At 66.6% G+C, this 16,879-nt stretch carries 19 protein-coding genes and 1 tRNA gene; 14 read left to right on the forward strand and 6 right to left on the reverse strand.

What is annotated here, in order from left to right:
• Nucleotides 1-432 precede the first annotated feature (432 nt).
• The 4 genes from AB0H84_RS00720 to AB0H84_RS00735 all read left to right on the forward strand — a co-directional run bounded on the left by AB0H84_RS00720 (nt 433) and on the right by AB0H84_RS00735 (nt 4,429).
• Nucleotides 433-1,245, forward strand: a complete 813-nt coding sequence (locus AB0H84_RS00720; RefSeq protein ID WP_357596029.1) for a helix-turn-helix domain-containing protein — start codon at nt 433-435, stop codon at nt 1,243-1,245.
• Nucleotides 1,199-2,548: a site-specific integrase gene (locus tag AB0H84_RS00725; protein ID WP_357596032.1), complete on the forward strand. Its 1,350-nt coding sequence runs from the start codon at nt 1,199-1,201 to the stop codon at nt 2,546-2,548. Before AB0H84_RS00720 ends, AB0H84_RS00725 begins: the two co-directional genes overlap by 47 nt.
• 729 nt (nt 2,549-3,277) lie before the next feature.
• A complete protein-coding gene (locus AB0H84_RS00730; protein WP_357596034.1) occupies nt 3,278-3,691 on the forward strand; it encodes a hypothetical protein in 414 nt (137 codons plus the stop codon).
• A gap of 234 nt (nt 3,692-3,925) precedes the next feature.
• Complete coding sequence (locus AB0H84_RS00735; RefSeq protein WP_357596037.1) at nt 3,926-4,429, forward strand: hypothetical protein; 504 nt, start codon at nt 3,926-3,928, stop codon at nt 4,427-4,429.
• 129 nt (nt 4,430-4,558) lie between these two features.
• Here AB0H84_RS00735 and AB0H84_RS00740 read toward each other — a convergent pair whose 3' ends face one another.
• Both AB0H84_RS00740 and AB0H84_RS00745 read right to left on the reverse strand, forming a co-directional pair.
• Complete coding sequence (locus AB0H84_RS00740) at nt 4,559-5,101, reverse strand: flavoprotein (RefSeq protein WP_357596040.1); 543 nt, start codon at nt 5,099-5,101, stop codon at nt 4,559-4,561.
• Nucleotides 5,098-6,480 carry a helix-turn-helix transcriptional regulator gene (locus AB0H84_RS00745; RefSeq protein WP_357596043.1) on the reverse strand — a complete coding sequence of 461 codons (1,383 nt, stop codon included), beginning with the start codon at nt 6,478-6,480 and terminating at the stop codon, nt 5,098-5,100. The genes AB0H84_RS00740 and AB0H84_RS00745 overlap by 4 nt, the downstream gene beginning before the upstream one ends.
• Before the next feature lie 344 nt (nt 6,481-6,824).
• Between AB0H84_RS00745 and AB0H84_RS00750 the strand changes: the two genes are divergently transcribed.
• The gene (locus AB0H84_RS00750) at nt 6,825-7,109 is read left to right on the forward strand and encodes a hypothetical protein (protein WP_357596045.1); all 285 of its coding nucleotides are present in this window, start codon (nt 6,825-6,827) and stop codon (nt 7,107-7,109) included.
• A 260-nt stretch (nt 7,110-7,369) separates the two neighbouring features.
• On the forward strand, nt 7,370-8,086 hold the full coding sequence (locus AB0H84_RS00755) for a GntR family transcriptional regulator (protein ID WP_357596048.1): 717 nt from the start codon (nt 7,370-7,372) through the stop codon (nt 8,084-8,086).
• On the opposite strand, the gene AB0H84_RS00760 is transcribed toward AB0H84_RS00755, so the two are convergent.
• Entirely contained in the window at nt 8,071-8,397 is a 327-nt protein-coding gene (locus AB0H84_RS00760; RefSeq protein WP_357596051.1) for a hypothetical protein, read from the reverse strand. The two genes, AB0H84_RS00755 and AB0H84_RS00760, sit on opposite strands and share 16 nt — an antisense overlap.
• 211 nt (nt 8,398-8,608) lie before the next feature.
• On the opposite strand from AB0H84_RS00760, the gene AB0H84_RS00765 reads away from it, so the two are divergent.
• The 8 genes from AB0H84_RS00765 (at nt 8,609) to AB0H84_RS00800 (ending at nt 14,290) form a co-directional block, all read left to right on the forward strand.
• Nucleotides 8,609-9,019 (forward strand): plasmid replication, integration and excision activator, encoded by a 411-nt coding sequence (locus AB0H84_RS00765; protein ID WP_357596054.1) that lies wholly within the window; start codon nt 8,609-8,611, stop codon nt 9,017-9,019.
• On the forward strand, nt 9,019-9,300 hold the full coding sequence (locus AB0H84_RS00770) for a hypothetical protein (RefSeq protein ID WP_357596057.1): 282 nt from the start codon (nt 9,019-9,021) through the stop codon (nt 9,298-9,300). Before AB0H84_RS00765 ends, AB0H84_RS00770 begins: the two co-directional genes overlap by 1 nt.
• Complete coding sequence (locus AB0H84_RS00775; RefSeq protein ID WP_357596060.1) at nt 9,297-9,617, forward strand: hypothetical protein; 321 nt, start codon at nt 9,297-9,299, stop codon at nt 9,615-9,617. The genes AB0H84_RS00770 and AB0H84_RS00775 overlap by 4 nt, the downstream gene beginning before the upstream one ends.
• An 87-nt stretch (nt 9,618-9,704) precedes the next feature.
• Nucleotides 9,705-11,129, forward strand: a complete 1,425-nt coding sequence (locus tag AB0H84_RS00780) for an FtsK/SpoIIIE domain-containing protein (RefSeq protein ID WP_357596063.1) — start codon at nt 9,705-9,707, stop codon at nt 11,127-11,129.
• Nucleotides 11,126-11,278 carry a hypothetical protein gene (locus AB0H84_RS00785; RefSeq protein WP_357596066.1) on the forward strand — a complete coding sequence of 51 codons (153 nt, stop codon included), beginning with the start codon at nt 11,126-11,128 and terminating at the stop codon, nt 11,276-11,278. Before AB0H84_RS00780 ends, AB0H84_RS00785 begins: the two co-directional genes overlap by 4 nt.
• A complete protein-coding gene (locus AB0H84_RS00790) occupies nt 11,275-12,891 on the forward strand; it encodes a replication initiator (protein WP_357596068.1) in 1,617 nt (538 codons plus the stop codon). The genes AB0H84_RS00785 and AB0H84_RS00790 overlap by 4 nt, the downstream gene beginning before the upstream one ends.
• Nucleotides 12,888-13,079 carry a helix-turn-helix domain-containing protein gene (locus AB0H84_RS00795; protein ID WP_357596071.1) on the forward strand — a complete coding sequence of 64 codons (192 nt, stop codon included), beginning with the start codon at nt 12,888-12,890 and terminating at the stop codon, nt 13,077-13,079. The genes AB0H84_RS00790 and AB0H84_RS00795 overlap by 4 nt, the downstream gene beginning before the upstream one ends.
• On the forward strand, nt 13,076-14,290 hold the full coding sequence (locus AB0H84_RS00800) for a tyrosine-type recombinase/integrase (RefSeq protein WP_357596074.1): 1,215 nt from the start codon (nt 13,076-13,078) through the stop codon (nt 14,288-14,290). The genes AB0H84_RS00795 and AB0H84_RS00800 overlap by 4 nt, the downstream gene beginning before the upstream one ends.
• A 61-nt stretch (nt 14,291-14,351) precedes the next feature.
• On the opposite strand, the gene AB0H84_RS00805 is transcribed toward AB0H84_RS00800, so the two are convergent.
• The 3 genes from AB0H84_RS00805 to cysS all read right to left on the reverse strand — a co-directional run bounded on the left by AB0H84_RS00805 (nt 14,352) and on the right by cysS (nt 16,843).
• Nucleotides 14,352-14,424: transfer RNA gene (locus tag AB0H84_RS00805), tRNA-Thr, on the reverse strand.
• A 20-nt stretch (nt 14,425-14,444) separates the two neighbouring features.
• On the reverse strand, nt 14,445-15,407 hold the full coding sequence (gene rlmB / locus AB0H84_RS00810) for a 23S rRNA (guanosine(2251)-2'-O)-methyltransferase RlmB (RefSeq protein ID WP_357596076.1): 963 nt from the start codon (nt 15,405-15,407) through the stop codon (nt 14,445-14,447).
• Between the two features lie 41 nt (nt 15,408-15,448).
• Complete coding sequence (gene cysS / locus AB0H84_RS00815) at nt 15,449-16,843, reverse strand: cysteine--tRNA ligase (protein ID WP_357596079.1); 1,395 nt, start codon at nt 16,841-16,843, stop codon at nt 15,449-15,451.
• Between the last annotated feature and the right edge of the window lie 36 nt (nt 16,844-16,879).

Here is a 16,879-nt window from a genome sequence, read left to right on the forward strand (position 1 = left end):
GACGAAGACCATTCCTACCACCCCGCCGCGATCATGTGCAAGGTGGGAAGCGATCACTGACGCATGGACACCAAAGGTTCGTGATGCGCGCTCTGAAGCGTGCCTCAGCGGAACAAGCTTCAGGATTCCTCGGGAGGCCGGCGACGCCTCAGGGTGGTGCAGCCGTGACGGAGAGGGGAGCGGGTAAGCGCGTCCTACTAGGGAGAACTCAGCGAAAGAGGACAGAGGCACGAAGCTCACCGCGCGAAGTTTAGACCGATTTCGACTTAGCGTCTTGCCACGGCACGCCGCGAGCGACCGAAGCGACTAAAGATCTGAGATTGCTCGTTCAAGATGCGTCGCGACGCGACATAAACAAGATTCTTCTTGCGTGGACGCATGAAGTTCATTAGAGTCCAATGCGCCTCACATCTAACCGCACGGAGACCCATCATGGAGGACACGACCAGCGCTTTCGGCGAGTGGGTGGACCAGACTGCCCGCGCTCTCGGCTATCGAACCGATGCTCAACTTGCCGATGCTCTTGGCGTCCAGCAGTCCACCGTCACGCGCTGGCGCAAGGGAAGCCAGCCCCAAATCAAGCACTTGGTAGGGCTGGCCAAGCTCTTCAAGATGAAAATCGAACCCTTGTTGGCGCTGTCGGGGCATGTCCCACCGGAGCTGTTGAGCGACAGAGCTACACCCGAGATCCCGTTCACCGAGACAGTAAGGAGGATCCGCGAGGCCCCCTTGGACACGGTGCTCAAAGACGCCCTACTGCGCTACTGGGACCAGCGCCTCGCAGAGGAGCGGACCCGCGTCTATGAAACGATCAAAGCGTTGCAGGACATGCCGAAGAAGCCCGGACATGGCATCCCACTGAGCGCTTGGGCGATAGCGGAGCTAACGGAGACCAACCTCCCAGAGCACCTCTCGACGCTCCTGGCAGAAGTATCGAATCATCTTGAGGCGGGGGATCGCAGGCGGAAGAAACGGAGGAGGCGCATGTCCCCCAGCGCGTCACTGACCCTCCCCATCTTGTCAGGCTCCGAGGGCTTCGTTGTGAGCGTTCCCTTCGCACCCAAGGGGCATGTCGAGGTGATCCTTAGCTCGGACGAGGCCGACATCACCATCGGCCCATTCGACACCTTCCCGGAAGCCGCTGGACATGTCGGGAAGCTCCTGAATAAGCCCCTGACTCAGAATGAACAGGAGGATCATGAGCGAAACAAGCCGGAAGAGAAGACGAGGCCGCGCGAACGGTGAGGGCAGCTTCTACCAGCGCGCGGACGGGATGTGGATCGGCGCTGTAACCCTCCCTGACGGATCGCGCCCAACGGTCTCGTCCAAGTCCCAGAAAGCAGCCAAGGAGAAGTGGCGCAAGCTGCTGCGCGACATCGAGGACGACAAGCCGATCACCACCGGCAAGGGCGTCACCCTCGCGGCCTACCTGGACCAGTGGGTCAACAAGACATTGAGACAGCGGGTAGCCGCGGGGAAGATCCGTGAGTCCACGCGCCTTTCCTACGCCGACAACATCCGCCTCCACATCACGCCGTACATCGGAGACGAGCCACTGACGAAGCTCACTCCGGTAAAGCTCCGCACGTGGATCATGGAGTTGCAAAAGAAGCCATCCGCCAGGAAGAAGAAGACTGTGAACGGCGAAGAGCCGCCGGTCGAACTCCTCTCCGACCGGACGGTGAACTACTGCCACACAATCCTGAAGACGGCGCTTAACGCCGCCCGCAAGGAAGAACTCGTCTCCCGCAACGTGGCCGAACTCGTCGAACCGCCATCGGGCAAAAGCAAGCGCGGCACGTACCTGACGCAGAACGAGGCGCACCGCCTGTTCACGGCGGCCATCGACGACCGGTGGCGCGTGCTCTGGCTGACCATCCTCGGCCTTGGCCTGCGCCGCGGCGAAGCCCTGTCGCTCCGCTGGGAAGACCTTGATCTGGAGGCCGGCGTCGCCAACGTCGGACCCTCGCTCCAGCGACTCCGCGGGGAACTGGACAAGGAGACGGGCCGCCGACGAGGCCGTCTCGCCGTCGTAAACGGTAAGACGGAGGGCTCCACGACCATGGTGGCGATCCCCAGAACCCTGCTGACCGAACTGCACGAGTACCGCAAGATCCAGGAGGTCCAGCGGAAGAAGGCCAAGGTGTGGGCGGACGCCGGTTGGGTGTTCACCACCAGGTACGGCACGCCGATCGAGCCTCGCAACGCCAACCGGGCCTGGACCGCTCTGTGCGACAGGGTCGGCATCGAGTTCCGAAACGGCAAACGGGTCCGCATACACGACCTCCGCCACACGGCAGCCACGTGGCTGCACGGCCAGGGCGTCGACATGAAGGCCATCCAGGGCACGCTCCGGCACACCCAGCTCTCGACTACCTCCGAGGTCTACACGCACCTCACGGTGGAGGTGCAGACCAAGGCGGCCGAGTCCATGGACGGCGCGCTCGCCCTGCTGAGTAAGCCTCATCCCCAGCGGCGGCCGGTCAGCAAGCGCCGGTTCCAGTTTCCGGCGAAGCCCGTGGACGCCCTGCGAGGGCAGTCCGCGTGATATCTCTGTGGCAGCGCATCAACGAGGCGGAAGGACGGCGCATGCACCTGCTGAACTGCGGCGACCCCCGCCGAACGCCGTGCGGCTGCTACAACCGTTGCTACAGTCGGGCTCCAGAAACGACTCAGGGAGCCCCTCTTGATCAAGGAACTCCCTGGTCACACCGTAGAGCCGACGAGGGGAATCGAACCCCTGACCTTCTGTTTACAAGGTCCCCAAACGATCTTCACTGGCGTTCGCAGGCGTCCGCCACCTCGTCTGGCGGCATCCTCACTGTTCGTCTCCGTACGCCGCAGTTCATGATCGTCCGTTCGGGTGGCTCCCGAAGTGGCTCCCAGAAAGCTCGGTGGATCACCTGCTTGCAAATCGGCCTGACCTTCGAGGGCCATGGCCTCGACCTGAGCGACAGACAGTCCGCCAGTGGCCGTGACTGACCCCTGTTGACCGCCCTAAATGGCATGCTAAGGGCACGGCGATCAACCCGCGACTGGTGTTCTCGCGCGACGCGCGCACCCTACCCGCCTGATCATCCCGTCTGCCGTCGGCCCGCCCGAAGGGGAAGCGGGCCAGGGCCATGGGGACAAGGTGGAGCCCCCAACTGGAGGAACGACCTTGGCCCCGTGGCCCTGGCCTGCTCGGCTTGTCCGTATCTTCACCCACGAGGACGGCTCGGAGCTGCATCCGGCATGGGTCAGCGAGCAGTTCTCGATCCTGGCGTAAAAGGCGGGCGTGCCGCCGATCCGATTGCACGACCTTCGCCACTGCGCGGCGACGCTGGCGTACCCGGCCGGCGGCGACACCAAGATGGTCTCGGCGATGCTGCGGCACAGCTCGACCAACATCACCGAGAACACCTACACGACGGTTCTGCCGGAGCTGGCGCACGAGGGGGCAGAGGCGCTCGCGGCGATCGTCCCGCGGGAGGCGTCCGAGACGGGCGGTCTCCCCTCGGTCTCCCGCAAGGGTTCAGGCGGCCCTGCGGATTCCGGGGGAGAGGTAAAGCCCCTGGTCGGAGGGCTGAGAAGTGGTAGGGCGCCCGGGGCTCGAACCCGGAACCTACGGATTAAAAGATCCAGTTCGGGGCGTTCCAGATCGTTCAATGCAGATCAGAGAGGGTACGCGGTCCGCCCTGAACGGCTCTGAACGACCCTGCATTGCAACCCGAAGTGCAACCCTGGTGCCCGGTGGGCTGGGGCTGAGGAACGAAGTCCCAGACCGTCGATCGCCCCCGGCCCTGTATGGCGACCAACCGACATCAGGCGATCGTTAGGGTGGTATCGGTCTTGCCTTTGGCGACCATCCCGGAGCTGGAACGCCCTTGCCGGAGGTAATGGAACCGAATGGCCGAATGTGGTCGTCCGGCGATACGGTTTGCTCGTGCAGATCACTTATCGTCCACGTTGGTCGATCGCTTTCTTCTCTGGTGGCATCAGTGCCGTAGTATTCGCTCTTGCTTATTGCCTCCTAGCTGTCACTCTTGGTCAGCCTGCGGGCTTGATTGCCGTGGTTGCCGTGGTCCTGAGCGTTACTTACCTAGCTTTGGTGGTGGTGAGGGTTCGACGACGAACCCTGACTGTCACCGAGGACAGGATGATCGCTCAGCGCGATGCCTACAGGGTCACCGTTAACTGGGCCGATTTCGTCGACGTGCAGCCCAAACGCATTGGTGGCCTGTATCCAGTCGACGTGATGACCTTCAGCGTTGGCATTGTGGAGCCGATTGACGCGAGAGGGCATCGACGCAAGGCGGTTCCCCCGAAGGTCTACGAGATCGGCGCCGATCGGCGGATTCAAGTAGGCGTCTACGTCTCTGACTGGCACATGGAGCCGATTGGTGAGTTGGTCACTCGTCATTCGCCACCGGCTAAGGGAGCCGTATGAAGATCTAGGAGGGCTCGCGCACCACGCGGTCCGAGCGCGGCCGCGCGCGAGAACGGCCCCCAGGCCGCACGCGCAGCGTGCGAGCCGGGCGCGGGCCGCGTGGCGGCGCGTGCGCCACCGCCTTGATCCCTATGAGAACAATTCGGCAAGTTCTGTGAGTGCGCGTTTCCAGGGGTAGGCGTCGATGCAGTCGGCTCCCGAACTCGGCGGATGCGGCTCGAATTGGCCTGGGCCGAACAGGACGCGCACGCCATCGGTGCGCAGGTCTTGGATGCTGCGGTGGAAGGGTGTGCGAGAGGCGAGGGCGCTGTTGACGAAGGGTAGGACGACAACAGGGATGCCCAAGCCTGGCGCTTCCGAGAGGACGCCTAGGGCGTAGGTGTCGGCGATGCCCTGGGCGAATTTGTTGATCGTGTTGTAGGTCGCCGGGGCAACAATGATCGCGTCGGCACGGGGTGACTTCGGTTCGTCCGGCTTGCGGTACTGGCTGCGGACGGGGCGGCCGGTCTGCTTCTCCAACGCGGCGATGTCGATGAAGTCGAGGGCCGGCGGAGTGGCGATGATCTGGACGGTCCAGCCTTGGTCTTGGGCGAGGGTGACGAGGCGGCCGACGTCGTGGGCGGGTCCTGCGGCGCAGACGATGATGTAGAGGACCTTGCCGGGTTGTGTCACGCGCTGACTCCCAGGGTTGCCGCGTACTCGCGGGCTTCGCGGCGGACGCTGATCGGGGCGGTTGCCAGGATGTCACGGACCAGCCGGAGGGCCGCGGGGCGGCCGGTGATTTCCTCGGGGGCGAGCTCGCCTGCGGCGCGCAGGATGTGCAGTGCCTTGTCGTGCTGGTTCCACATCAGGAATGCGCGGGAGGTGTCGAGCAGCAGCGTGGCCTTGCGTTCGTTGATGGGTAGCTTGTCCAGCTCGACCTGGCGGGCGTAGTCGATGGCGGTGCCGGCATCGCCGAATCGCAGGGCGACGTTGACCCGGTGGCACAGGACGTTGTTGGGGCCGAACGCGGTCCACATGTGGTTGCCGTCGTGGCCCAGTCGCGTTCCCGCCTCGGCGGCTTCATCGAGGAGTTCGGCGGTGTTGTGTCGGCTGCCGGTGCTCGCGGCGGCGACAGCTCCTCGTAGCAGTAGGGATCCGTAGATCGACAGGTCGTCGGGTGAAGGGTTGGCCAGGTCGGCGTCCATGCGCTCTGCTGCACCTCGGGCGGCGTCGGTGGCGGCGCGGTGATGCCCTCCGTCCATGAGCGCGTGGGTGATGATGCGCGAGCTTGATCCGATCATGAGTGGGCTCTGGCTGGCGTGCGCGGCTTGGACGCTGCGGTCTGCGGCGAGCCAGGCGAGTCCCTTGTCTTCCTGCTTGAGCAGGATGGAGGCGGTCACGTGGTACGCCTCGGCGGTCAGGACATGCGCCCGAAGCAGGTCGTCCCCGTGCAGCAAGGCGCAGCCGGCGCGGAGCTTGCGGAGGAGGGCGGGAAGCGCGGCCGTCACCTGTTCGTATCGACATGCCTGGTAATTGCGTTTTGCGGTGGATACTGCACTGGCAAGGGATTCGAGGTTGATCGGGCCGTCTGCGGGGGTGGAGTAATCCACGAGTGCGGTGGCGAGCTTTTCGATATTGAAGTCTTTGGCCTCGGCTGCCGCTGGGCTGCCGATCACTGCGCTGAACAGGGCGGCCCCCGTCAGTCCGACGAATTCCCGGCGTCGCACGTCGTCTCCGCCCTCTCCCTCGACCAGTTTTGCAGGGCGCGGTGCGTTCGCGATGCTATCAACCGTAGTGGGAGAAATGCCGGATGTGCGAGTGCGCTTGGTGGGGACGAACCCCAGGTCTTCCGGGTCCAGGTGGGTGAGTTCAGTCAAGGCCAGCCGGTACGGCTCGCGCGGCCAGGTGACCTCGCCGGCCTCCCAGCGGCGTATCCGCTCCTCATCGCAGGCGAGGTTGTACCTAATCCCGCTTTTGGTGAGATTGGCCATTTTTGCCATTTCGGCGCGGGTCAAATCCGCCTTCTGGCGCCAGTTCCGGAGTCGCACGTTTGGCGTTGGCTCTGGCATACCTGGCCTTCTTCCGACGGCGGATCGAAAAGGGGTTAAGAGGGGGGCCTCTTAGCGGGTCCCCTCATTGTGCTTTGCCGGTGGACTTGCCATCAACCAACAACGGTACGTCAAGCGGCCTCCCGACAGAGGGAACGCCGGATGAACGAGGAGATGGCGACGGTGATCCGGCCAGACGAGAACAGCGAGACAACGCCCTGCCCGGCATGCCGGGGACGGGGGATCAAGCTGCGCGCCTCGCGGAGGGCACTCCTCGTCGGCGACGGCACCGAAGATCAGATCTCACATGGGGAGCGGGAGTGTCTCGACTGCCTCGGAAGCGGCCGGGCCGAAAGGAGCGGAAGATGAATCCGATAGCGGCCGAACTGGCGGCAGATGTCATGCGGTGGGCCGCGGAGCGCATGCTGGTGCGGCTGCGTGATGAGCTCACCACTCTCGGTGTGAATGCGGAGCTGCGCGACAACAACACCGCGTTGATGGTGGCTCGGCCCCATCCAGGGCTGCCGGTGTCGGTGCTCGTCGGGCGCGACGGCGCGTTTTACTCCTGGCAAGATGCGAAGAAGCGACACCCGACCAACGATCCGAAGGGCGCAGCCTCGGTCCTGGCTGAGTACGTCAAGAGTCCCTGAGACGGGCGCGGCGGGGCAGCGATCGCGCCCGTCCGGAGGGGTCGGTGTGCTTCCCCCTGCCTCGTCGCGTCTCATCGCCCCGGCAGGCGAGCCACTGCGTCATCCCATAGGGGGCTACTGGTGGTCTGGCCTGCCGGGGGCTTGTTTATGGATGGCGTGCGTTACCTGGACGGTGTGGACAGGCGGTCCGGCTCAGGATACGCTCAAACTTGGTAAAACAACCTGTCGGGTGTTGGACGGTCGTAATGTCACTAGAGTCCGTGCCGCCGAAGTATGCGCAGCTTGTGCAGGCCCTTCAACGGCGTATCGAAGCGGGAACCTATCCGCCCGGCTCACTCCTCCCCAGCGAGCACCAGCTGATCCAAGAGTTCTCCGTCTCACGCCCCACGGTGGTTGCTGCGCTTCGGGTGCTGCGCGAACAGGGCTGGATCGAGTCCCAGCAGGGCAAGGGGCGCTTCGTGCGCGGCCGTCCCGCGATGGCATCTGTGGAGCCGAACCGACCCGGTCAGGCTTACCTGACCAACCCCGAGACCGATGCTCCCGGCGAGCTGATCGAGGCGGGGGCGGCGGCTGTGCCGAACAGGGTGGCGGCGCTGTTGGGCGTGGACCCGAAGAGCAGGGCGTTCCTGCGTCGTCGCTTGATCGCCCGTGGCGGTGAGCCGACCGAACTGGTTTCGTTCTGGCTGCCCCTGGAGCTGTCGGAGGGCACTGACCTGACCAGTGGTGAGGCGCTGGCCCAGGGGTTGCGCCAGCACCTTCAGTCGCGCAAGGGGGTCCGCTTCGATCACATCGTGGAGCAGATCACCGCCCGCATGCCCACCGCCCAGGAGGCCAAGCAGCTCGGCATGCCGAAGAACATCCCGCTGCTGGCGGTCTTCGGCGCCGTCCGCGATGCCTCCGGAAGCCCCCTCGTCGTGGTCGAGGTGTTGCTTCCGGCCGACCGTCACGAACTGGAAGACGCCTACCCGGTTCGGTAAGGCACGACGATGACCTGATGCGCGTCCTCATAGATGACGCTGCCGGGGTCGGCCGTCTCGATGCGCACGCATGCCACCTCGTGCGCGGCAAGGATCTCCAGGTAGCCGGAGACCCGTTCGATGAGGTGGCCGGCCGATCCCTTGAACCAGGCGGTGGCCCCTGGGTTACGTTCCCGGTCGTAGACCCGAGGATCCACGTCGGCGGGATCGATCAGGTTGGCGTGATACCAGGCGTGGCTCTCGGTCCTGAATCGCTCCTGCTCCGGTGAGAGTCGCCCCTGTTTGGCAAGGCCGTTGATGAGGCCGAACACGCCAGGGTGAACACCTCGCGCATTAGGGGTGGGGCTTTGAAACCTCACGTACACGCGTCCGTTCTCCTTTGATCGCCGGGGCTGCATGTCTACCGGATCGGTAAGAGGTTCGTCACTCACACCACGTCACTTGACGTAGCAAGTTTCGGAGGCTTACTCTCAGAGCATCACTTGATAGGTCAAGTGTCAGACATTCAAGAGAGGAGCCATTATGGCTCTGCAAGGCCCCATCCCCGTCACCTTCGCCATGGTCTTCCCGCACGGCTGCTACATCGTCGGCGAGGTCGAGCCCGTCAAGGACTTCGACGCCTCGTCCAACGGCCGCTTCGTGCAGGCCCGCGACAAGCAGACCGGAGAACTGGTCTGGCAGGTCGCGGTCATGGACGGTGACCCGACCCTCAAGCCCGCCCAGAAGACCGTGGCGGTCAAGATCCTGGCGCCGGCCCAGCCGGTACCGCCCGCACCTGTCGCTGGCATCCCCTTCATCCCCGTCGAGTTCGACCACATCACCGTGACCCCGTACGTCAACGGCAACGGTCGCCTCGCCTACTCGATCCGAGTCCGCGAGATGCACGCACCCCGCCCGACCACCCAGAACAAGCCCGCAAAGGACGCCGCCTGATGACCCGTCGCCGTACCCCTCGAACCAGCATGATCCGGCTGACCACCGGCCGGACCGCCCGGACCCTGCTCCACCCCTACGGCCACCGTGAGCCCGTGCTGGCGCTCGACTTCGGAGCCGCCTGCGTCCAGGTCACCACGCACGGACCCGTGACGTTGGAAGATCTGACGTTCGCGCGCCAGCTCGCCCGCGAGGCCGCCCGCTACGCCCGCTCGGTCGAGCGCTCCTTGCTCGCCCTCGGCGGCACCCGTGAGGCGACTGCCACGAGGAGGGCGGCATGAGCAGCCTCGGCCCGTACACCTACGTCACGCTGTCGATGCAGTCGGACGAGGCCCCGCATGTGGGCGTTTCGTTCTACACGCCCCGGCTGCGCGTCAGCTCCGGGCTTCTGCTCAGCAACCCACGCCCGTTCCTGGAATTCACCTCGCACGAGGCCCACGTGCACATCTCCACCACCGGGGCCGGCCCGGTCACCGATGCCGATCTGGCCATCGCCCGAGAGATCTTCAACGCCGCCGCTCGCTACCTGGCCGACTGCGAGCGCCTGCACGCCGACCAGTCGGCCACCGACAAGGCCGCCACCGACACGGCGGCCTGACCAGGCAGGGCGGGGCCGCCAGAAGCGCCAACTTCCGGCGGCCCCTCGGTTCTCCCACGACTCCACATCACGAGAGGCATCTAGCTTATGTTCCGCAGGCTTCCCGGTGACGAGGCGCGCAACCTCGTCTCCACCACCCCTGACACGGCCGTCGTCTTCCGCCCGGCCGTCGTCAAGACCCCGGCTATCGTCACCATCGTCATCCTCGCCTGGCGACTGCTCGCCGGGCTCGTCCGTACGATCGGGCGCCACCCCATCGCCGTCGCGGTCCTGGCGGTGCCGTCCGTGCTGTGCTGGCTGTACGGCTGGCAAACCGCGCTACTTCTCGTCGCGCCGGTCCCAGCAGGGCTCATCACCTGGGCCGTCATCGATCGCGCCTCGTTCGCCCACTGGATCGGCTGGCGACTGCTGGCCTGGTGGCGGCTCATCTTCATCTACCGCCGCCACTGGCAACCCGTCGTGATCATCTCCGGGCTCGGCCGACACCTACGCGGCCGCGACTACCTGCCCCACCTCGGCAAGGTCACCTGCAACCCGTGGGCCGACACCGTCACCGTGCGCATGCTCGACGGGCAAGCCGTCAAGGACTGGGCCGACCGCATCGACCACCTCGCGCACGGCTTCGGCGCACCCTCCTGCCGCGTGCAGGTCGTCAAAGCCGGACGACTCGCCCTGACCTTCCCCCGACGTGACCCCCTCGCCACACCGTTGCCGGCGATCCCGATCCCGCCAGAGCCGACCGTGAGACCCGTCGAGATCGGCAAGCAAGAGGACGGCTCCTCCTGGCTGCTCAACGTCCACGGCACACACGTGCTGGTCGCGGGTGCCACCGGAGCCGGCAAGGGCTCGATCATCTGGTCCACCATCCGCGCCCTCATCCCGGCCGTGCGCGCAGGCCTGGTCGAGATCTGGGCGCTCGATCCCAAACTGATGGAACTGTCCTTCGGCCGCGCCCTGTTCGGCCACCGGTACGCCGCCACCCCCGAAGAGTGCGCCGACCTGCTGGAGCAGGCCGTCAAGGTCATGCAAGAGCGGGCCACCCGCTTCGGCGGCGTCCAACGCTCCCACACCCCCACCATCGAGGACCCGTTCATCCTGGTGATCGTCGATGAGGTCGCGTTCCTGACCGCCTACCAGGCAGACAAGGACCTGAAACGGCGCGTCTCCGCCGCACTGGCCACGCTCACCACCCAGGGACGGGCGGTCGGAGTCGGCGTCCTGGCGGCCCTCCAGGACCCCCGCAAAGAGGTCATGACCATCCGCAACCTGTTCCCCGACAAGATCGCCCTCCGGCTGGACGAGTCGGAACAGGTGGACATGGTCCTCGGCGACGGCGCACGCGACCGCGGAGCACTGGCCGATCGGATCTCCGCGAACCCCAGTCTGGGCGCGGGCGTCGGCTACGTCCGGCTGGAGACCTCACCCGACCCGATCCGGGTCCGGGCCGCCTACGTCTCCGACGACGACATCCGCGCCATGGTCGCCACCTTCACCGGGGGTGAGAGCCGATGAGGCTGCTGGCACACGTCCTTGACGGGCTGCGCTGCTCGGTCTGCCACACCGAGAACGCGCTGTGGATGGACCTGGCGGCGGGCCTGGTCGAATGCCGCGAATGCGGCCAGAGCGCACTCATCGTCACCGACGGCGGGAGGACTGCATGACCCATCGCTCCCTACCTCGCGCCGTGCGACAGGCCATGCCCCTGGCTCGCGAGGTGGCCGAAGAGGTCGCCAAGCAGCACGGCGTGTGCATCCGGCCCGTCCCGCTCAAACGGCTCGACACGTACACCGGAGCCTGGGAGATCGTCGATGTGCCCTGCGGGGCCACCCTGGAGGCCACATGTCCCCCGTGCGCCAAGCGCAACCGACAACTCCGCATGGCACAGTGCCGAGAGGGCTGGCACCTCGACCACGAGCCAGCCATCACCCCGGACCAACCCAGCGACGAACAACGCTGGCTGATCGAGTTCCGCGCCGACCTGCAATCCCACCGTGACCAAGCCGCCTGTCTCGGCGAGGACACCTCCGACTGGGACGCCGCCATCGAGGGCGTCGATGCGGAGATCAATGAGGCGGGCATGCGCGGCAACGTGCTCGGCCGGACCGTCCCCAAGCGCAACCGCTCCACCCGGCGGCGGCAGGATGCCCCAGACCTGCCCAAGCGGAAGATGACGGCCACCACGCTGGGGCGGACGTTCACCAGCTCGGACGGCAAGGTCTACCGGCCCTCGCTGTTCGTCACGCTCACCTTGCCGTCCTACGGCAAGATCCGCGATGGCGTGCCCGTCGATCCGGAGACCTACGACTACGCCCGGGCCGCCCGGGCCGCGCTGCACTTCTCCAAGCTGGTGGACCGGTTCGTACAGAACCTGCGCCGCGTGGCGGGCTATGACGTGCAGTACTTCGCGACGGTAGAGTTTCAGAAGCGGCTCGCCCCGCACCTGCACATGGCCATCCGGGGCACTCTCCCCCGCGCGGAGATCAAGCAGATCGCGGCGGCCACCTACCACCAAGTGTGGTGGCCTGCCGTCGATCGGGTCGTCTTCGACGGTGACCACCTGCCGGTCTGGGAAGAGGGCGCCGGCTACCTCGACCCGGCAACCGGCGAGGTGCTGCCTACCTGGGATGAGGCACTCGACCAGCTCGACGCCGACGAGGCAGCCGAACCGCTGCACGTGCTGCGCTTCGGCGACCAGGTCGATATCCAGGGCGTGCTGGCGGGCACCCCGGACGCCGACCAGTGCATCCGGTACCTGTCCAAGTACCTGACCAAATCCCTCGGCGACAGCCTCGACTCCGACAATCCAGCGCAACTCGAGCACGCTGGACGGCTGGCTGAGGCCCTGCGCTGGGAACCCTGCTCCCCGACCTGCGCGAACTGGCTGCGCTACGGCATCCAGCCCAAGGGCGCCAAACCCGGGATGGCGCCCGGCCGCTGCCGGGGCAAGGCCCACAAGCCCGATCACCTTGGCTACGCCGGGCGCCGCGTCCTGGTCTCCCGCAAGTGGTCCAACAAGACCCTGGCCGAACACAAGCAAGACCGCCGTACCTGGGTCCTGGAAGCCCTCGGACAGGCTAACCAGGCATCACCTGACCCTCGCCGCTACGTCTGGAAGCCCGTCCCAGCCGGAGACGCCAACATCGCTCCATTGGCGGTGCGCCTCCTGCGCACGGTGGCAGAGCGTCAACGCTGGCGCGCCCACATGGCCCAACTCCAAGCCGAAGCAGACGGCCAAGATCGTTCGGCAACTGAGCACACGGGGAGGGCCGCATGAGCGCGAACCTTTCCCCTCTGCTCCTGAGGCCCGAAGAGGCGGCCGACTACCTCGGTATCGGCCGAACCAAGGTCTACGAACTGATCCGCTCCGGCGCGCTCCGGTCCGTTCGCATCGGCAGCCTGCGCCGCATTCCGGCAACCGCACTAACCGATTTCGTCGCCCAACTCGAAGAGGAAGCAGCATGAGCACCAAGAAGCGGGGCCAGAACGAGGACTCCATCTACAAGGACGGCGACCGATGGCGCGGAGCGCTCTCCCTCGGCTATGGCCCGGACGGCAAGCGCATCCGCAAGAAGGTCTCCGGCAAGACCCGCGCCGAAGTCGTCGAGAAAGTTCGCAAGCTCAAGGAAACGCTGGCCAAGGGCGCTCCTGTCCCCGATGACCGGCTGACGGTCGGCACGTTCCTCGATCGCTGGCTGCTCCACCTGCCAGGCCACATCTCCGATGGGACCTTGGATGACTACGAGGACACGGTACGGCTGCACCTCAAGCCAGGGCTCGGCCGTCACAAGCTGACCAAACTCACCGTTGCCCAGGTCGATGCCCTGTGGCAGGCCAAGCACAGGGCGGGCTACAAGGCCAACAGCGTCCGCAACATGCGCGCCGTACTCCGCAAGGCCCTCGGCCAGGCCGAGCGAGAGGGCCTGATCATGCGCAACGTCGCAGCGCTGTCGATGCCTCCGCGCGTCCCGGTCGAGGAGGGCCGGACGCTCACGGTCGAGGAGGGCAAGCGACTCCTCGACACCGTCGCCGATCATCGCATGGGCGTCCTCGTCCTCCTGGCCCTCGTCTTCGGCCTACGTCGCGGCGAGGCACTCGGGCTCATGTGGAACGCTTTCGATCCGGACGCCCGTACCCTCCGCGTCACCCATTCCGTCAAGCGCCTGAAGAACCGTGACCCGAACATCACCGCCAAGACCCGCATCGTGATCAGCGAACTCAAGACCAGACGCTCACGCCGCGTCCTCTGCCTGACTCCCGAGCTGGTCGAGGCGATCAAGCGCCACAAGGCCACCCACAACCAGGAACGTCTCAAGGCCGGCGAGGACTGGACGGAGCATGGGCTGATGTTCCCGACAGCTTTCGGCAACCCGTCCGACCCCGACACTTTCTCGCACCTGTTCTCCCGCCTGGCCAAGAAGGCGGGCCTCGGCCACTGGCACCCGCACGAGCTCCGCCACTCCGGCGCCTCGCTCATGCTCGCCCAGAGAACCCCGCTCCACGTCGTCTCCGAAGTCCTCGGCCACGCGAGCATCGCGATCACCAAGGACGTCTACGGACACCTGCTGGAGGGCGACCGCCGCGCCGCGACCGAAGCCATCTCCAGCGCTCTCCTGGGGAAACAGGCCTCGGTGGCTCCCAAGGTGGCTCCCAAAGGCGCGGAAGACACCGGTTGAAGGCCGGAAAGCACAAGGCCCCTGACGGCGTAATGCCTGCCCAGGGGCCTTTCGCTTGCAGAGCCGACGAGGGGAATCGAACCCCTGACCTTCTGTTTACAAGACAGATGCTCTGCCGATTGAGCTACGTCGGCACGGCCTATCAGTGTAGACGCTAGCGACGCCTGTGACGAGCGACTTCGTACAGCGCCACCCCGGCGGCCACCCCCGCATTGAGGGACTCGGCCGCCGCCCGCATCGGAATGCGGGTCACCACGTCGCACTGCTCCCGGACCAGCCGGGAAAGCCCCTTGCCCTCGGAGCCCACGACCACCACCAGCGGCTCGGCCAGCAGCTCGACGTCCTGGATGTCCGTCTTGCCGGCGCCGTCGAGGCCGATCACGAACAGGCCCGCCTCGCGGTATTCGCGCAGGGCCGCCGTCAGGTTGGCCGCGCGGGCCACGCGCATGGTGGCGAGGGTGCCCGCGGAGGTCTTCCAGGCCCCGCCCGTCACGCCGGCCGAGCGGCGGGAGGGGATGAGGAGGCCGTGGGCGCCGAAGGCGGTGGCGGAGCGGGCGATGGCACCGAGGTTGCGCGGGTCGGTGACCGAGTCGAGGGCGACGATCAGGGGGATCTCGGCGGCGTCCTGCGCCAGCTGCACCAGGTCGGACGGGTGCGCGTAGTCGTACGCGGGGATCTGGAGTGCGATGCCCTGGTGGACGGCGCCCTCCGTCAGGCGGTCGAGCTTGTCGCGGCTGACCTCCAGCAGCGCGATCCCGCGCTCCGCCGCGATCCTGATGGAGTCGCGTACGCGGTCGTCGTTGTCGATACGTTGGGCGATGTAGAGCGCGCTGGACGGCACGCCCGCCTGCAGGGCCTCGAGCACCGGGTTGCGGCCGCCGATGTATTCGGGGGCGTCCTCGGCGCGCCGCTGCCGCACCGGTGCGGTACGCCGCGCACCCCCGTGCTCCTCGCGGGAGATGCGCTCGGCTCGGGCCTTGTCCTTGTACCAATGCCGCATTTCAGCAGGCGGGGTTGCACCCTTGCCCTCGAGCGACCGGCGCTTCTGCCCTCCGGTGCCCTTGGACGGGCCCTTCTTCTTTGCGGGCCTGCCCGATGCCCTACCGCCTGCTGCCATGCCAACAAGGGTACTCGGGCCCAAGGGCACCGAATCCCACGCTAAGAGCGGGACAGCTCCCAGCGGGGGCCGTGCGGAGTGTCCTCCACCGTGATCCCCGCCGCCGCCAGCTGGTCCCTGATCGCGTCGGCCGCGGCGTAGTCCTTGCGCTCCCTGGCCGCCTTGCGCTGCTCCAGCGCCACCGCCACCAGCGCGTCCACCACCGGCGACAGGTCCGATCCGGCCCCGCGCCACTGCGGGGAGCGCGGGTCGAGGCCGAGGACGTCCAGCATGTTCTGGGTCTCGGCGAGCAGCCGGGCCACGGCCTCCTTGTCGCCCCGCGACAGCGCCACGTTGCCCTCGCGCACCACCTCGTGCACGACCGCGAGAGCCTGCGGCGTGCCGAGGTCGTCGTCGAGGGCGTCCGCGAACGCCTGCGGCAGCGGCGCGTCCGCGTCGACGTCGTGGATGACCTCGGCGGCACGCGTCACGAAGCCCTCGATGCGCTGGTACGCCGCCGCGGCCTCCAGCAGGGCCTCCTCCGAGTAGTCGATGGAGGAGCGGTAGTGCGGCGCCGCCAGGTAGTAACGCAGCTCCACCGGCCGGACCTTCTGCACCATCTCGGGGATCAGCAGCGAGTTTCCGAGCGACTTGCTCATCTTCTCCGTGCCGATCTTGAGCAGGCCGTTGTGCATCCAGTAGCGGGCGAAGCCGTCACCCGCCGCCTGCGACTGCGCGATCTCGTTCTCGTGGTGCGGGAAGATCAGGTCGAGCCCGCCCCCGTGGATGTCGAAGGTCGCGCCGAGGTATTTCGTCGCCATGGCCGAGCACTCCAGGTGCCAGCCGGGACGGCCCGGCCCCCAGGGGGTGGGCCAGGTCGGCTCTCCCGGCTTCTCCCCCTTCCACAGGGCGAAGTCGCGCGGGTCGCGCTTGCAGGACTCGTCGTCGGTGTCGGCCGCGGCCCGCATGTTCTCCAGCTTCTGGTTGGAGAGCGAGCCGTAGCGGTCGGCGTACGACTGGACGTCGAAGTAGACGTCGCCGCCGGACGCGTACGCGTGGCCGCGCGCGATCAGCCGCTCCATCAGCGTGATCATCTCGGGCACGTGCCCCGTGGCCCGCGGCTCGACGGTCGGCGGGAGGCAGCCCAGCGTGTCGTAGGCCCAGGTGAAGGCGCGCTGGTTGCGCTCGGCCACGACGAACCAGGGCACGCGCTCCTCGGCCGCCACCCTGATGATCTTGTCGTCGATGTCGGTGACATTGCGGCAGAACGTCACGTCATAGCCGGAACGCGCCAGCCAGCGCCGGAGCACGTCGAAGTTCACACCTGAGCGGATGTGCCCGATGTGCGGAGGAGCCTGCACGGTCGCCCCACACAGGTAAATCGACGCCCGGCCGGCTTCGACCGGAACGAATTCACGGATGGCGCGCGTACTGGTGTCGTAGATGTGCAGGCTCACGATGGCAAGGCTAACGCCTCCGCGCCTTGGTCACGC

The organism is Nonomuraea sp. NPDC050786 (assembly GCF_040654115.1).
In the GTDB taxonomy this organism is placed as follows: domain Bacteria; phylum Actinomycetota; class Actinomycetes; order Streptosporangiales; family Streptosporangiaceae; genus Nonomuraea.

Bases quoted from the DNA above. Each gene is read 5' to 3' on its own strand.
- AB0H84_RS00720 (WP_357596029.1), top strand. From the start codon at position 433: ATGGAGGACACGACCAGCGCTTTCGGCGAGTGGGTGGACCAGACTGCC.
- AB0H84_RS00725 (WP_357596032.1), top strand. From the start codon at position 1,199: ATGAGCGAAACAAGCCGGAAGAGAAGACGAGGCCGCGCGAACGGTGAG.
- AB0H84_RS00745 (WP_357596043.1), bottom strand. From the start codon at position 6,480: ATGCCAGAGCCAACGCCAAACGTGCGACTCCGGAACTGGCGCCAGAAG.
- AB0H84_RS00750 (WP_357596045.1), top strand. From the start codon at position 6,825: ATGAATCCGATAGCGGCCGAACTGGCGGCAGATGTCATGCGGTGGGCC.
- AB0H84_RS00765 (WP_357596054.1), top strand. From the start codon at position 8,609: ATGGCTCTGCAAGGCCCCATCCCCGTCACCTTCGCCATGGTCTTCCCG.
- AB0H84_RS00770 (WP_357596057.1), top strand. From the start codon at position 9,019: ATGACCCGTCGCCGTACCCCTCGAACCAGCATGATCCGGCTGACCACC.
- AB0H84_RS00775 (WP_357596060.1), top strand. From the start codon at position 9,297: ATGAGCAGCCTCGGCCCGTACACCTACGTCACGCTGTCGATGCAGTCG.
- AB0H84_RS00780 (WP_357596063.1), top strand. From the start codon at position 9,705: ATGTTCCGCAGGCTTCCCGGTGACGAGGCGCGCAACCTCGTCTCCACC.
- AB0H84_RS00785 (WP_357596066.1), top strand. From the start codon at position 11,126: ATGAGGCTGCTGGCACACGTCCTTGACGGGCTGCGCTGCTCGGTCTGC.
- AB0H84_RS00790 (WP_357596068.1), top strand. From the start codon at position 11,275: ATGACCCATCGCTCCCTACCTCGCGCCGTGCGACAGGCCATGCCCCTG.
- AB0H84_RS00795 (WP_357596071.1), top strand. From the start codon at position 12,888: ATGAGCGCGAACCTTTCCCCTCTGCTCCTGAGGCCCGAAGAGGCGGCC.
- AB0H84_RS00800 (WP_357596074.1), top strand. From the start codon at position 13,076: ATGAGCACCAAGAAGCGGGGCCAGAACGAGGACTCCATCTACAAGGAC.
- rlmB (WP_357596076.1), bottom strand. From the start codon at position 15,407: ATGGCAGCAGGCGGTAGGGCATCGGGCAGGCCCGCAAAGAAGAAGGGC.